The organism is Synergistales bacterium, assembly GCA_021736445.1.
Lineage (GTDB): Bacteria > Synergistota > Synergistia > Synergistales > Aminiphilaceae > JAIPGA01.
This window is the reverse complement of the sequence record JAIPGA010000005.1, coordinates 1-14,521: the sequence shown is the minus strand read 5'-3', so window position 1 is coordinate 14,521 and position 14,521 is coordinate 1. Positions and strand designations below refer to the sequence as shown.

Here is a 14,521-nt window from a genome sequence, read left to right as displayed (position 1 = left end):
ATCACTCCTTTCCGAAATGTATCCAGTTGTCCGGGGCTGTCTGTGCGTAGAACCGATGGTGCAGCGCCGCCGCGATGGGGCCGATACGGTCTGCCTCCTCCGGCCAGTTCAGGCTGGTGAACATCCCCTGACGCCAGACCACCTCGCCGCCGCAGAGGGTGAGCCAGGCGTCGCCCCCCTTGGCGCCGAAGACCAGATGGGCCGCCAGACTGTCCCGGCTGATGGGCGTCAGCGGGATGTAGTCCAGCACCGCCACATCGGCGTCGCTCCCGGGGGCGAAGGTCCCCGTCTCCGGGAACCAGCGCTGCAGTCGCTCGATCCGCTGGGGGAAGAAGGCCGACTGCAGTCGTTCCAGCGGAAGTGCGGGGTGGGCCATCAGGAAGAGCGATTTCAGCGAGGCCGTCATGTCCTGGCTCATCCCGTCGGTGCCCAGGACGAATCGGGGCTGCCCCTCCCCGTCGAAGTGCCCCACGCCGTTGTTGGCGTTGGATTCCGGGTTGGTGACCACCACCGGGTCGAGATCGGCCAGGATCTCCCGGTCCCGGGGGGAGAGGTGGATGCAGTGGACCAGGATGGCGTCGCGGGAGAGCAGGCCGTGACGGTGCAGCCGGTCCACCGGCCCGGCGTAGCCCTCCGTCTGGCAGCGTGCCAGATCGGCGGCGCCCTCGCCGCAGTGGATGTGGACGGGGAGGTCGCCCGCCGCGGAAACGGCCTGCAGGGTATCCTCGGAGAGGGTCAGGCTGGCGTGGAGCCCCATGGTGCCCTTGAAGAAGGGATCGTCTCTGTGCCGCCGGGCGAACTCGACGTTCTCCTCGATCTGCCGGGCCACCTGGTCCGTGCCGGCCCGGTCTGTGATCTCGTAGCAGAGACAGCCCCGGATGCCCACCCTGCGCAGTTCCCCGGCGATGGTCTCCAGGCTCCCCTCGGGGGTCTGCATGGAGGCGTGGTGGTCGAAGACGGTGGTGACCCCGTGCCTGGCCGCCTCGGCGGCCCCGGTCAGGGCGCTGGCCGCGATGCTCTCCCGGTCCAGTGCCATATCGAGCCGCCACCAGAGACCCCGCAGAATGGACGGGAGATCCTTGGGCGGTTCGGCCGGAATCAGTCCCGGGGCCAGGGCGGAGTAGAAATGGCTGTGGAAGTTCACCAGCCCCGGGAGGATCAGCCGCCCTCCGGTGTCGATGTACTCATCGGCTTTGCTCCGGATCTCCTCGGGGGATCCGGTCTCGGCGACCTTGCCGTCTTCGACGAGCAGGGCGCCCGGGGAGAGGAAGACCTCCGCCCCGTCGGCCACCGGCCCGCCGCCGATCCCCAGGCTCATCGCCGTCCCTCCTGTTCCCGCAGGGCCCTCCAGACCCGTTCTGGGGTGAAGGGCTGGTGGTGCATCCGCACCCCCAGGGCGTCGTAGATGGCGTTGGCGATGGCCGGCCCTGGACCGTTGATGCAGACCTCCCCGATTGATTTGGCCCCGTAGGGACCGGTGGGTTCGCGGGACTCCACAAGGATCGTGGTGAGCGCCGGGATGTCCGGCGCCCCGGGGATCTTGTAGCCGCCGAAAGAGGGGTTGGTCATCCTGCTCTTGCTGTCCCGGAGATACTCCTCGGTAAGGGCGAAGCCGATGCCGTTCACCACGCCGCCTTCCACCTGCCCGCGGGCCAGCTGCGGGTTGATGGCGATCCCGCAGTCCACGGCGCTGACAAAGGCCGTCACCCGCACCTCGCCGGTTTCCGGGTCTGCCTCCACCTCGGCGAACTGGGCGATGAAAGGCGGCGGCGAACTGGTGGGGCAGTGGGAGGCGAAGGCCTGGAGCTGTTCCTGGTGGTGATTGTAGAGCCGCCGGCCCACCAGTTCGCCGTAGGAAAGGTGGATCGAGGGGTCGGAGCTGTGGCGGATGACGCCATTTTCCACGGTGAGTTCGTCGCTGCTCACGGCCAGTTCCTCTGCGGCGGCGCGGAGCAGGTTGCGCCGCATGTTGCGGGCGCACTTCTCCACCGCCTTGCCGGAGACATAGGTTCCAGATGAAGCGTAGGCCCCGGTGTCGAAGGGAGTGGTGTCGGTGTCTGAGGTGTGGGGGATGATCATGGAGGGGTCGGTGTCCAGGGCCTCGGCGGCGATCTGGCAGCAGATGGTGTCCGATCCCGTGCCGATCTCCGTGGCCCCGGCCATGAGGTTGAAGGAGCCGTCCTCGTTGGCCTTCATGGCGGCGCTCCCCATGTCCACCAGAGGGATGCCCGAGCCCTGCATGGCCACGGCGGCGCCGACACCGCGGATCCGTCCCGTCGCCGTTTTCTGCCGCTGGTCTCGCTTGTCGTGCCAGCCGATGGCCGCGGCCCCCCTGTCGAGGCACTCCGACAGCGTACAGGAGGCGATGGTCTGGGCGACCCCCTCCGTTCCCTCTCCGATGGCGGCGAAGACCGGCGATGTCTCGCCTTCCCTGATGTGCCGCCTCTTGACGAAGGAAACGAAGTCCTCTTTGCATTCCCTGGCGATCATGTCAAGCACCTGGTTGAAGGCGAAGTAGGCCTGGGTGGCGCCGTACCCGCGGTAGGCGCCCCCGGGGGTGGTGTTGGTGTAGACCGCATGCCCCCGGAGACGGATATTGTCGATCTTGTTGAACAGCGGGAGCACCTTGGAGCCCACATTGCTGAGCACCGTCAGTGCGTGGGTGCCGTAGGCACCGGTGTCCATCAGGCAGTCCATGGCCAGCGCCGCGATCTCCCCGTCGCTGCCGAAGCCCGCCTGGATGCGGGTGCGCATGGGGTGGCGCGTCCGTGCCATGGTGAAGACCTCCCTCCTGGTGAGCTGCAGCCGCACCGGACGGCCCGTATCCAGGGCGATGCGGGCGGCCACGGGCTCCAGGAAGACCTCCTGCTTGCCGCCGTAGCTGCCGCCTACCTTCGGCTTGATCACCCGCACCGTCCGCAGGGGGATGGAGAGCACCCGGGCGGTGATCCGGCGGACGTGGAAGGGCACCTGGGTGGAGCTGGTGATCACCAGCCGCCCCTGGTCGTCGAAGGAGACGGCCACGTTGTGGGGTTCCAGCGCGCAGTGGCTGGCCTGCTGGGTGGTGAAGGAGACGTCGATCCGCCGCTCCGCGCCCTTGTAGGCCGACTCGAAGCGGCCGTGGTCGAAGGTGGTGGCGGCGGCCATGTTCCGTTCCGGCGCGTAGGGGACATCGATAACGGTGTGGGCCTCCTCGCCGTGCAGGACCGGCGTGCCGGGCTCCATGGCCTGTTCGGGGTCTGTATTGGCGGGGAGTGGCGTATAGGAGACCTCCAGTCGGCGGGCGCCCTCCCGGGCGGCCTCCCTGGAGGTGGCCGCCACGGCCGCCACCAGCTCGCCGGCGTAGCGGACCTTCCGGTTGAAAAGCCGGGTGTCGTAGGGGGAAGGCTCCGGCGATCCCTGGCCGGCGGTGGTGAAGAGCACCGGCGGCATCCTCTCGTAGGCGTTGTGGCAGTGGAGCACGGTGACCACCCCTTCCACGGCCAGGCAGGCCTCGGCGTCCACCGATTCCACCTCGGCACAGGCGTGGGGCGAGGCGACCAGGGCGACGTGGAGCGGATGCTCCAGCGGGATGTCCGGCGTGAAGTGTGCCCGTCCGGTGGCCAGCGCGAGGCCGTCGACCCGGGCCGGTGAAGTGGAAACGCTTCTGGTCTCAGTCATCGGTGTTCATCCTCTCTGCGGCCAGCTGGACCGCTTCAAGAATATGCTTGTATCCCGTGCAGCGGCAGAGATTGCCGTCCAGCGCGCTTTTGATCTCCTCCTCCGTCGGTGCGGGATTCTCCCGGAGGAGACACCAGGCGGCCAGCACCATTCCTGGAGTGCAGAACCCGCACTGCACCGCGCCGGCGTCCACAAAGGCCTGCTGGATCGGGTGCGGCGAGGCCGGTGTCCCCAGTCCTCCGGCGGTGAGGATCTCCCGGCCCCGGGCGCTCGCCGCCAGGACCTGGCAGGAATTGACCAGCCTGCCGTCGAGCACCACGGCGCAGGCGCCACAGACCCCTTCGCGGCAGCCCTCGTGGACGTCGGTGAACCCCTCGCCGCGGAGCACGTCGAGCAGTGTGGCCCCGGGTGGAAAGAGGATGCTGTGTTCTTGTCCGTTGATCGTGAATCTGCCTTCCATCATGCCACCTCCAGAAGCTGTCGGATGCCCCGGAAGAGCCAGATTTTCGCGGCTTCGGCGAGATACTCCCCGGAGGCCTGCGGTTTGTCGGGGAACGCAAGCTCTGTGTCGGCGAGAAGGTCGTCGGGGGGTTCCGCCCCGAGCGGATGTCCCTGGAGACGCCCCGCAACCTCGGCGAGCACCGTCACCCGTCCACGGGTTCCCCCTACGGCGATCCGGGCCTCCCTGACGTGCTCTTCCCCGGTCTGCAGGAGGATGGCCATGGTGGCGCGGGGATAGTCGAAGGCGGTCCGCACCAGGCGGTGGTACCAGCCCTTCCAGCGCTCCGGCGGGAGGGTGACGTCCGTGACCAGGAAGGGTTGAGGGGGTTGCCGGGACCTGTCGAGAAAATTCGGAAAGGGGGTTTCCCTTTCGCCTTCCGCCGACAGGGTGTGGACCGTGGCGTCCAGGGCGGCCAGCGGTGCGGCCAGATCGGACCAGGGTGGGATGTACCCCAGACTGCCGCCGATGGTGATGCGGTTCCGCAGCGGTGTGGAGGCGGCTCTGGAGAGCGACTGGACCAGGATATGTCCCGGCTGGAGCGCATCAAGACCTTGGGCGGTCTCGGCGAAGGTGCAGGTGGCGCCGATATCGATGCTTCCGTCCGCCCGGATCGCGATCCTGTCCAGGTCCAGACCGGCGAGATCAACAAGATGGCTGTATCGCTCTATCCCGGCGGCGAGCAGCCCTGTTCCGCCCCCGTGAAGCGCGCTCCTCTCGGTTCGCAACAGATTCAGCGCATCCTCCATCGAAGTGGGAGTGTGCCATTCCATTGTCGTGCCCCCTTTGCGGCCTTGGTGCCGGATAAAGTCTGTTCTTATGGTACCATAGTGGTGTTACGGGGTGTTGCGCTGTCGTAAGAAACATGGCTGACTTTTTGCGTTGGATTGTTCTCTTTCCCCATAGGATAGCCTATTCCGAAGGGAAAGGGTACCCACAGTGTGATGCGGAAGGAGGCGTACAGGAAATGGGCGGAACGGTCTGGTCCCATGCGATCGAGCAGCTCTATCCCTTTGCCTGCAAGATCCGGATATCCAGAGGAACGGGGACGGGGTGCATCCTCAGCTACGACAAGGAACGGCAGCTCTGCTGTATCGCCACCGCCAATCATGTCATCTCGCATGCGGAGGGGTGGAACGAGCCGATCCGGATCATCCATGCCGAAAGTGGTGTGGAACAGCTGATTTCTCCTGAAGGGCGGACGGTTTACCGCCACCCTGAAAGTGATTTGGCGGTGATCTTTTTCTCTCATGACCGGCATCCCCAATCGGTGGAGATGCCCTCGCTCACCGTGGAGGACGAGCCGCTCCACGTGGGCAACGAGGTGGGATGGGCGGGGTTCCCCTCCATCCTGCCGGACCACTTCTCCTTTTTCAGCGGTCGCGTGAGCACGGCCCTCCCGCAGTCCGAATCCTATCTCATGAACGGCGAGGCCATGAGCGGGGTCAGCGGCGGACCCGCCTTCATCGTCACAACCCAGGGAAACCTCCATGTGGTGGGGATCGTCACGGCCTACATCCCCGAGCGGGCGCCCGGCGAGTACCTGCCCGGGGTGTGCACCGTTGCAGGGATCACCTCGTTTTACAAAGAGGCGAGTAGGGACTTTGGGTTGTCGTCGGGAGGCGATTGAGTGACAGAGAGGGATTCCCTTTTCTCCGGCGGAGTCGAGGGAATCCCTCTCTGGTGATACGGTGGTTACTGCGTGGATTTGTTGTAGCAGGGGGCCAGGGGGCCTTCGCACTCCTCGTTGAGCCTCCGGATCTCCGGCAGAATAAGCAAGAGCGCCAGCAGGAAAGAGAGCAGATCGGCGATGGGGAAGGCGCACCAGACGCCGGTAACGCCGAGGAAACGGGGGAGAATGAGCACCAGCGGGACCAGCAGGAGCACCTGCCGGGAGAGATTGATGATCAGGGCGGGCCGTGTTTTCCCCAGAGCCTGGAAGACAATGCCCGAGATCAGGACAGACCCTACCAGCGTGAACCCGGATATCATCAGCCGCAGCGCCGCCGGTCCCTCCTGCAGCAGCTGTGGATTGCCCGTAAAGAGCTGGATCACCTGGGAGGGGGCGATCAGCATCGTCATGGAAATGAAAAACCCCACTGCCGTGGCGAGCATTCCCGCCTTCTTGATGGCGTCCCGGACGCGCAGGTAGTTCCGGGCTCCGTAGTTGTAGCCCACGATCGGCTGGAGTCCCTGGGCGATGCCGATCATCGGCATGACGCCGAGGGCGATGATGCGGTTGTTGATGCCGAAGAGGGCGATGGACATGTCGCCGCCGTAGCCGGCCAGGGTCTGGTTGATCAGGCCGAAGACGAAGCTCGTTGACCCCATCCTGATCAAGGTGGGTGCCCCGATCGAGAGGGCTTCGCGGAGGATGGGGAGGCGGAGCCGCATGTCCTTGAGGGTGGCCTTGATGATACTCCGGCCGGACCGGAGGAACCAGATGATCCAGGCCGCGACGAAGATGCGGGAGAGCACCGTGGCCACAGCCGCGCCTTTGATGCCCATGCCGAAGCCGAAGATGAAGATCGGGTCGAAGACGATATTGAAGGCGGTCCCTACGAGCATGGTTCCCATAGCGATCGCGGCGGCCCCTTCGGAGCGGATGACGTTGTTCATGGCCATGCTGAAGATGATCAGCGGCGAACCGAGGAGGATGATCCCCATATACTCCGCCGCAAAGGGGAGGATGCGCTCCGTGGCGCCGAAGGCCCGGAGAATGGGGTGGAGCGCGACAGTCCCTCCAATGGCGAGCAGTGCGCCGATCAGGACCGAGGCGATGACGCAGGTCCCCAAAGTTTGCGCCGCATGGCGGTAGCGTTTTGCGCCGAGACTCCGGGAGATGATCGAGGCGCTCCCGATTCCCAGCATGCCCCCCAGGCTGCCCATCAAGATCTGCAGCGGGAAGGCGATGGAGAGCCCGCCGATGCCGATGGCCCCCTCGCTGTGGCCGATGAAGATGGTATCCACCAGATTGTAGAGACTCATGGAGAACATCCCGACCACCGCGGGGAGGGAGAGTCTCCAGAGAAGGCCGAGAATCGGCTGGTTCGCCAGCATATATTCTCTTTGTGTGCTCATTCGTTATGGTGCTCCTTTATGTCATAGCGGCAGGGCGTGGCGCACCGACCGCTCTTTGTGTTTTTTGTTCCCGGGTCCTATGGTTACGAACGGCGCTCGCTGATGCTCACCCGGTCGCCCTCCTGCAGCGTTTCCATGTCGCTCAGGATCACCAGATCCCCCGCCGACAGCCCCTGTTCGACCACCACATGCCGTCCGTCCGACGGTCCCGTCACGACCTCGACCCTTCGGGCCACCCCGTCCCTCGCTACAAAGACGTGGCACTGGCCGTTCGATTCGAGGCAGGCGTCCTGCGGGACCACCAGCGCGTTCCGCGCCTCCGTTACGATGAGCTTTGCCCGGCCGAACATCCCCGGTTTGAGTTCGCCGTCTCTGTTGTCCACCAGTAGTTTCACCTCAATCGTCCGGGTGTCGGCATCCACCTGGGAGGCCACCTGGATGACCTCGGCCCGGTAGGTCCTTCCAGGCACGCTGTCTGTGGTGACGGAGGCCTTCATCCCCTTTCGGACATTCCGGGCCTTGGCGGCCTCGGGGTTGAGGACGGCCTTGAGGCGCTGGATCACCCCCACATGGGCCACCGGTGTGGACGGGGAGATCATCTCGCCCGGGGTGTGGTCGTAGTCGTCAAGGAGCGTGCCGTCGATGGGGCTGTTGAGGGTGTACTCGGTGAGCAGAACCCTCTGTTCCTTCAGGACCGAGCGCTGCCGCTGCACCGAGGCTCTGGCGAGGCGCACCTGGGCCTTGGCCTGGGTGTAGGCCGTCTCCTTGGCGTCCAGCTGCTGGGTGGTGGCGTAGCCCTTGTCGACGAGCGTCTTGTACCGGTTGTATTCCACCTCGGCGTTGTCCAGACTGGCCTTGGCGCTCTCCAGCTCCGCCAGGGCCACGGCGATCTGGGCCTTCGTCGAGCCAACCTGGGCGTCGATATCCCGGTGGTCCAGTTCCGCCAGGGGTTCGCCTTCTTCCACCTCGTCGCCTTCCTCGGCGGGATAGGCCACGAGCCGGGCGGTGACCTTCGGATAGACCACCACATCCCGGTAGGCCTTGAGCGTGCAGTTGACGGTGAACCCTGTGGTGAATCGCTTCTGCGGCTCCAGCTCCAGCACCGTTACCGTGGTTGTCTGCCCTTCTGTTTCGTTGCTGTCCTCTGCGGCGTATGCCGTCTCCGGGGTGGCGTCGCTGCACGACAGGAGGAGAGCGGCGAGCACGATCCATCCCAGAGCGCCGCGGCGTCTATGGCTGTGTTCCGTCTTGTTCATTGTCCTTCTCCTTTCCGGTGACCCTGTTTTCTGCGAAGGCGACCATCCGCCCTTCGGCCTTGCGGAGTTGCGCCAGGGCGAGGTTGTGCTCCGTCACGGCGGCGGAGTATGCTGTCCGGGCCTCCGTCAGCTCCGCTCGGGCGTCCAGCACATCCAGCTGGGTGCCCACACCCTCCCGGTAGCCCACATCGGCGAGACGCAGGGATTCCCGGGCCAGCTCCAGGTTCTTTTCGGCTTCCGCCACGGCGTTCCTGGCGGTCTCGATGTTGAGCAGGGCGGTCCGTACCTCCGCTTCGATGGTGTCCAGCTTCTGCTCCACCGCCTGGCGCGCCTGTTCGAGTTTCGCCGTTTCGTTGGTGACCCTGCCTTCGGTGACGCCGCTGTCGTAGACGGGGATCTCCACGTTGAGCGAGAGGTACCAGCTGTCCTTGTCGGCCCCTTCACGCAGGGACGGGTCGTCGTACTGAAAGGTGCCCGCCACGGTGACCTGGGGTTTCAGGTTGCTTTTCGCCACGCTGATCTGGTCCTCCTGGATCTGCGCTTTCATGCGGAGCTGCTCCAGGTCGGGCCGGTTGTCCAGGGCGTACTCCAGGGAGCGTTTGAGGTTGCACTCCACCGGCTTGAGCGAGAGCATCCCGTCGATTTCCGTGTCGGGGTGTCCCTGCAGGCGGAGGAGCTTCAGCAGATCGATCCGCCTCTGTTCCCGGCCGTTCCGAGCGGCGATGAGGTTCTGCCGGCTGCCCACCAGCAGCTTTTCCGCACGTGTTACCTCCAGGGTGGTGGCCATGCCCAGCTCACGCCTGGCCTTGACCTCCTCGAGGTAGTCCTCCGCGTAGGCCAGGGCGTCCCGGGCGGTGGCCACATTGGCTTTCTGGAGCAGGATGTCGTAGAAGCCTGCGTAGACGGCGTAGATGATCTCTTCGCGGGTCGCCTCCACGGTGCTGTCGGCCAGCTTGTCGGCCTTGTAGGCCTGACGGAGGTAGGCCCGCAGTTTGCCACCCTGGTAGAGGGGGAAGGAGACGGTGGCGCCGGCGTTGTAGACGTCCTCGTCGGGGGTGGCCGCGGTCTCCTTCTGCCGGGTATAGCCCCCCTTCAGGGTCAACGAGGGATAGAGGGCGCCTTCGGCGACCTTGAGGCCTCCTCTGGCCTTCACCTGCTCCTGCTTTGCCGACTGGATGTCCAGATTCTTGAGCAGGGCGATCTTGACGGCCCTCTGGAGGGTGAGCTCCTCTGCGGCCTGTGCGCCCGTGGGCTGGAGCATCGTCAGTGTCATACAGAGTACTGCCAGGAGTATGCCCAGAGGACAAAAAGAGAGCCGATGATTGCTTGGCACCACTCTGCCGGGATATGGCGTTCCCGTCCTGCCTCCAGACAGGGACGGGTTCTGTTGGCCTGTGACTGGTTGTGTGTTCTGCCGGAAATCCATCCTATTCCCCCCCTGAGCGTTCTCTGCCCGGTATCTCGTTCCGCTGCTGCGCTGTTTCCGGTTGTTCGTTCTTTCCTTTTTTTCTGAAGACCTTCGCCGGCAGACGCTTGGCCAGCTCCACCGTATCATCCACAATGAGGTAGGCGGTGGGGATGACAAAGAGCGTCAGAAGCGTGGAGGTGATCAGCCCGCCGATGACCGCTACGGCCATGGGCTGCCGGAACTCCGAGCCTTCGCTCAGTCCCAGGGCGATGGGCAGCATGCCGAAGCTGGTGGAAAGCGCTGTCATCAGAATGGGGCGGAGGCGGAGCGGAGCGGCGTCCAGAACGGCCCCGAGTTTGCCCATGCCCCGTTCCCGTCGCTGGTTGATGAAGTCCACCAGCAAAATGGCGTTGTTCACCACGATGCCGATCAGCAGGATGATGCCCATCATCCCCATGATGTCCAGGTCCAGGCGGGTGACCATCAGCGCCCCGAAGGCTCCTGCCGTCATCAGCGGCAGGGCGAACATGACGGTCAGCGGATGCAGGAAGGACTCGAACTGCACGGCCATCACCATGTAGACCAGGATAATGGCGATCACGATGGCTTCGATGAGATAGCCGAAGCTCTCTCTCATAATCTTTGACATGCCGGTGGAGACGACCCGTACGCTCCCGTCGGCGGGTTCGTACTTCCGGAAGGTCTGCTGGACCAGGGCGACGCCCGCTCCCGTGGCGACCCCCTGGGCCGTATTCGCCGACAGGGTGATGGACCGCTGTCTGTTGTAGCGGGGGATCATGTTCGGTCCCGTGTCCATCTCGGCATCCACCAGACCGGCTGTGCTGACCAGTTGGCCCTTCCCATTGCGGATGGTTATGTTCCGCAGGCTCTCGGGGCTGTCCCGGAAGGCCCCCGCCGCCTGCAAACGGATGTCGTAGCGGTTCCCCCGGTCCTTGAAGACCCCCACATCCACGCCGCCGAAGTAGGCCTGTACCTCCTGGGCCAGTGCCCGGATGTTCACGTTCATGTCGCTGGCCAGACCCCGGTTGATGTCGATGTCCAGCCGCGGTTTGTCCAGCCGGACGTCGGTGTTGATGTCCACCAGCTTCCCTGTTTTGGCGAGGTCCTCTTTCATCTTGTCGGTGATGGCGGCCAGCTGGTAGGTGTCGTTGCCCAGCAGTGTCAGGTCTACATCGGCGCCGCCGAAGTCGCCCAGGGTGAAGTCCACATTGCGGTAGACCGCCAGGGAGCCGCGGAGCTGCTGCATGATCTCTTCGTAGCCGGGCCGCTTGTCCTTGGCGATCAGATAGGTGTTGATCTGTCCCTTGTAGATCTCCGATCCCATGCCGGAACCGAGGGTGGTGAAGGTGTAGTCCACGTAGGGGTTCTCCCGCACGACCGCGGAGAGCTCCCTGGCCATCCGGAGACATTCCTCGGTGGAGCTGTCGTTGGGCAGCTCGATCTCCACGAAGAAGTCGCCCCGGTCCTCGGTGGGGGTGAAGCCTGTCCCCAGGTGGCCCGCCAGGTAGATCCCCGTGGCGAAGACGGCGATGGCCACCCCCATGGTGACGATCCGGTGTCTGGTGGCCACCGTCAGGAGCCACCGATAGCCGGCGGTGAGCCTCCCCAGCAGCTTTTCGGCGATGCGCGCCAGGGCGCCGGGATTGTCGCGCCGGAGCAGCCGGGAGGAGAGGAAGGGGGTGAGTGTCAGCGAGACGGCCAGGGAGATGAGAATCGTGGTGACCACCGTAACGCCGAAGGCGTAGAAGATCCGCCCGATGATCCCCCCCATGGTGGCGATGGGCCCGAAGACGGCCACCGTGGTGGCCACGCCCGCCAGGACGGCGAAGGCCACCTCGCTGGTCCCCATGGAGGCCGCCGAAAGAGGTGACTCCCCCAGCTCCATATGACGGTGGATGTTTTCGAGCACCACCGTGGTGCTGTCGATGACCATCCCCACCGAGAGGGAGAGACCCAGCATGCTGAGGTTGTTGATGGTGATCCCGTTGGCGTGGAGGATCAGCAGGCTGCCCAGGAGCGCCACCGGAATGGCGACGATGGTGACGAAGGTGGCCCGTATGGTCTGCAGGAAGATCAGCATGACCAGCGAGCAGAGCGCCACCCCCAGAAAGAGGTCGTTGCGGACACCGCCCATGGACTGTTTGACAAAGGTTGCGGTGTTGGAGATCACCTGCAGCGAGACCCCTTCGGGGGCCTGGTTCCTGATACGGTCCACCTCTTCCAGTATGCCCTCCGCAAGGGCCACCTCGTTGGCGCCGCGCTGTTTTTTCACCTGCAGGAGGATGGTCTCCCTTCCGTTGTAGGTGGCGATGGAGTCCTTGTCCTCGTAGCCGTCTTCCACCCTGGCGACGTCCTCCAGACGGATGACGCTGCCCTGGCGGGCGACGATGGGGAGCTCCCGCAGCGTCTCCGCCGAGTCGTATTCCGCTTCGAGGCGGATGTCGTATTCGTGCCGCTCCGTCTCGATGCTCCCCGCCGGAAGCTCGACATGCTTGTTCCTGATGGCGTCCTTGACGTCGTCCACAATGAGTCCCCGGGCCTCCAGTTTTGTCGGGTCGATCCAGATGCGGATCTCCCGCTCCCGGAAGCCCGGCGTGTCCACGTTCCCCACATGCCGTACGGTCTGGAGGCTCGGTTTGGCCACGTTGTCCACGAAGTCCGACTTCCTTTGGTAGGAGCCGTCGCCGGTGACGGCCAGCGTAACGATCGCCGAGTCCATGGGGTTCACCTTCTGGATGATGGGTGCCTCCGCGTCGTCGGGAAGGTTGGCTTGCGCCAGATTCACCTTGTCCCGCACGTCCGCGGCGGCTGCGTCGATGTCCTCGCCGAGCTGGAACTCCACCGCAATGACCGAACGGCCCTCGTAGCTGTAGGAGGTGAGGTTCTCGATCCCCGAGATGGTGTTGACCTCCTCTTCGATCACGTCGGTGACGTCGTTGTCGATGACCGTCGGCGTGGCCCCCCGGAGGACGGTGGTGATGGCCACGGCGGGGAAGTCGATGTCGGGCATGCGGGCCATGTTCATCTTCGTCAGCGTAAAGGCGCCGAAGAGGATGAGGGCGATCATGGCGATGAGTACGGTGACCGGTCGCTGGAGTGCCTTGTCGGTAATCTTCACTGTCCGTCAGTCCCTCTTTCTGTATACAGACCTTTCTGCAGGATGGAAAACACGGTGTCTGCTATGGAACCGGAGGTTACGTCCCCATTGCCGACGTTCCAGATCTTCGCCGTTCCGATGAGGAGCGAGAAACAGAGCATCTCCAGGGTATCCACGGAGATCTCCCGGAATTCGCCGCTCTCCACTCCTCCTTCCAGAATCTGTCTGTAGCGCCTGCGGATCCGGTCCACGGGGAATTCCGAGCTCTGGGCGCGTTGCTGCAGCTCCCTGTCCTGGTGGATCGCGTGCATGATGGATACGATGACCCCGGCGTGCCGTTCGCGCTGGACCATCTCGTACCGCAGGGCCTTTTCCAGCGCCTCCCGCCAGCTCGAGGCCGAGGCGATCAGCTGGTCCAGTGTTGCGGTGACCTCCTCGATTCCTTTGTCTAAAATGAACCAGAGAAGCTCCCGTTTGTCCTTGAAGTAGTTGTAGATCGTCCCCTTGGAGACGCCCGCCCGTTCCGCCAGCCTCCCCATGGAAAAGGATTCCCAGCCGCTCTCTTTCATGAGCGACCAGGCAGCGTCGTAGATGGTCCCCTTCATGAGCTCTTCCAGGAGTTCCTTCTTTTTGTCCGCTAACTCCGGCATTCTTCCACCCATTCTTTTCTGGATACAGGTTTCGGTGCTTCGGGCCGAATAACCTGTCATTTTATTCTGTTGACCGGTCGGTCAATTCTCGGGAAGCAATGGTACTGCCAAATATTCGGCAGGTCAACAATCTGGGGAAGACTGTTGAGAGATCGTTACAGGTGGCTGACCGTCGTGGGCTTGCGGATTATCCTGCCGGGGGAGACAGAACAGAGCCGGTTCGGCAGCGAAGGTACCGGGACTGTGGAGGGATACCCAAGAGAGGATTGTCGGCCGGCGCAGTATTCGGAGGAGATCGTGCTGCTTTTGTGCTATACTGACACAAAGTGATCGTCGTGGCGTTGCCGGCGGCTACAGGAGGGGGGAGCGTTATGAAGGGAATGGTTGTGCGGTACCTGAAATCACCGCGGGTGATCGCCGGTCTGCTTGTGCTCTCTTTCGGGCTTTTCCTGGCCCTGTTCTACGATCCGGCGGCCTTCGAACAGATCAGAGAGGACTACGATCCCGTGGCTCTGGAGGAACGGGGGGAGATTGTCCTGCGCTCCACCGAGGAGCGGGTGCAGATCATGATAGAAAACGACCGGCGGGAACAGGAGAAATCCTACTATTTCATCGGCATTGCTGTCTGTCTCGGTATGGGGCCGTTGATGGTCGCCAGCGGCGTGTGGCGGACCAGAAGAAAGCAGAATCGGGTGCTGCAGCAGTGGGAGGATGCCGCCGACACGGTTCGCCTGACCAAGCTGGAGCAGTTCTTCGACAATTTCGACGATGACGACCTCGATATCGACGACTAGCCGGACGGATGTTGGGGAGAGAAAAGGCCGAACGGGCGGAGGACATCCGCCCGTT

At 64.1% G+C, this 14,521-nt stretch carries 11 protein-coding genes; 2 read left to right on the top strand and 9 right to left on the bottom strand.

Translation table 11 applies throughout. From position 1 onward, the window contains the following. Position 1 precedes the first annotated feature (1 nt). Genes K9L28_01765 through K9L28_01750 form a run of 4 tightly spaced genes read right to left on the bottom strand, consistent with a single transcriptional unit; the run spans position 2 to position 4,932 of the window. Complete coding sequence (locus K9L28_01765; protein ID MCF7935061.1) at positions 2-1,318, bottom strand: amidohydrolase family protein; 1,317 nt, start codon at positions 1,316-1,318, stop codon at positions 2-4. Next, complete coding sequence (locus K9L28_01760) at positions 1,315-3,660, bottom strand: molybdopterin-dependent oxidoreductase (GenBank protein MCF7935060.1); 2,346 nt, start codon at positions 3,658-3,660, stop codon at positions 1,315-1,317. The genes K9L28_01765 and K9L28_01760 overlap by 4 nt, the downstream gene beginning before the upstream one ends. Continuing rightward, positions 3,653-4,120: a (2Fe-2S)-binding protein gene (locus K9L28_01755; protein MCF7935059.1), complete on the bottom strand. Its 468-nt coding sequence runs from the start codon at positions 4,118-4,120 to the stop codon at positions 3,653-3,655. Before K9L28_01755 ends, K9L28_01760 begins: the two co-directional genes overlap by 8 nt. Next, positions 4,120-4,932 carry an FAD binding domain-containing protein gene (locus K9L28_01750; GenBank protein ID MCF7935058.1) on the bottom strand — a complete coding sequence of 271 codons (813 nt, stop codon included), beginning with the start codon at positions 4,930-4,932 and terminating at the stop codon, positions 4,120-4,122. Before K9L28_01750 ends, K9L28_01755 begins: the two co-directional genes overlap by 1 nt. A gap of 194 nt (positions 4,933-5,126) precedes the next feature. Between K9L28_01750 and K9L28_01745 the strand changes: the two genes are divergently transcribed. Further along, positions 5,127-5,789 (top strand): S1C family serine protease, encoded by a 663-nt coding sequence (locus K9L28_01745; protein ID MCF7935057.1) that lies wholly within the window; start codon positions 5,127-5,129, stop codon positions 5,787-5,789. A gap of 65 nt (positions 5,790-5,854) precedes the next feature. Here K9L28_01745 and K9L28_01740 read toward each other — a convergent pair whose 3' ends face one another. The 5 genes from K9L28_01740 to K9L28_01720 form a co-directional block, all read right to left on the bottom strand. Beyond that, positions 5,855-7,240 (bottom strand): MATE family efflux transporter, encoded by a 1,386-nt coding sequence (locus tag K9L28_01740; GenBank protein ID MCF7935056.1) that lies wholly within the window; start codon positions 7,238-7,240, stop codon positions 5,855-5,857. A gap of 83 nt (positions 7,241-7,323) precedes the next feature. Then, positions 7,324-8,496 carry an efflux RND transporter periplasmic adaptor subunit gene (locus K9L28_01735; GenBank protein MCF7935055.1) on the bottom strand — a complete coding sequence of 391 codons (1,173 nt, stop codon included), beginning with the start codon at positions 8,494-8,496 and terminating at the stop codon, positions 7,324-7,326. Beyond that, positions 8,471-9,769 (bottom strand): TolC family protein, encoded by a 1,299-nt coding sequence (locus K9L28_01730; GenBank protein MCF7935054.1) that lies wholly within the window; start codon positions 9,767-9,769, stop codon positions 8,471-8,473. Before K9L28_01730 ends, K9L28_01735 begins: the two co-directional genes overlap by 26 nt. A 154-nt stretch (positions 9,770-9,923) precedes the next feature. Beyond that, positions 9,924-13,043 carry an efflux RND transporter permease subunit gene (locus K9L28_01725; GenBank protein MCF7935053.1) on the bottom strand — a complete coding sequence of 1,040 codons (3,120 nt, stop codon included), beginning with the start codon at positions 13,041-13,043 and terminating at the stop codon, positions 9,924-9,926. Beyond that, positions 13,040-13,672 carry a TetR/AcrR family transcriptional regulator gene (locus K9L28_01720; protein ID MCF7935052.1) on the bottom strand — a complete coding sequence of 211 codons (633 nt, stop codon included), beginning with the start codon at positions 13,670-13,672 and terminating at the stop codon, positions 13,040-13,042. Before K9L28_01720 ends, K9L28_01725 begins: the two co-directional genes overlap by 4 nt. A 371-nt stretch (positions 13,673-14,043) precedes the next feature. On the opposite strand from K9L28_01720, the gene K9L28_01715 reads away from it, so the two are divergent. After that, a complete protein-coding gene (locus K9L28_01715; GenBank protein MCF7935051.1) occupies positions 14,044-14,466 on the top strand; it encodes a hypothetical protein in 423 nt (140 codons plus the stop codon). The last annotated feature ends 55 nt before the right edge of the window (positions 14,467-14,521 follow it).

Bases quoted from the DNA above. Each gene is read 5' to 3' on its own strand.
- K9L28_01765 (MCF7935061.1), bottom strand. From the start codon at position 1,318: ATGAGCCTGGGGATCGGCGGCGGGCCGGTGGCCGACGGGGCGGAGGTC.
- K9L28_01735 (MCF7935055.1), bottom strand. From the start codon at position 8,496: ATGAACAAGACGGAACACAGCCATAGACGCCGCGGCGCTCTGGGATGG.
- K9L28_01755 (MCF7935059.1), bottom strand. From the start codon at position 4,120: ATGGAAGGCAGATTCACGATCAACGGACAAGAACACAGCATCCTCTTT.
- K9L28_01730 (MCF7935054.1), bottom strand. From the start codon at position 9,769: ATGACACTGACGATGCTCCAGCCCACGGGCGCACAGGCCGCAGAGGAG.
- K9L28_01715 (MCF7935051.1), top strand. From the start codon at position 14,044: ATGAAGGGAATGGTTGTGCGGTACCTGAAATCACCGCGGGTGATCGCC.
- K9L28_01740 (MCF7935056.1), bottom strand. From the start codon at position 7,240: ATGAGCACACAAAGAGAATATATGCTGGCGAACCAGCCGATTCTCGGC.
- K9L28_01720 (MCF7935052.1), bottom strand. From the start codon at position 13,672: ATGCCGGAGTTAGCGGACAAAAAGAAGGAACTCCTGGAAGAGCTCATG.
- K9L28_01750 (MCF7935058.1), bottom strand. From the start codon at position 4,932: ATGGAATGGCACACTCCCACTTCGATGGAGGATGCGCTGAATCTGTTG.
- K9L28_01760 (MCF7935060.1), bottom strand. From the start codon at position 3,660: ATGACTGAGACCAGAAGCGTTTCCACTTCACCGGCCCGGGTCGACGGC.
- K9L28_01745 (MCF7935057.1), top strand. From the start codon at position 5,127: ATGGGCGGAACGGTCTGGTCCCATGCGATCGAGCAGCTCTATCCCTTT.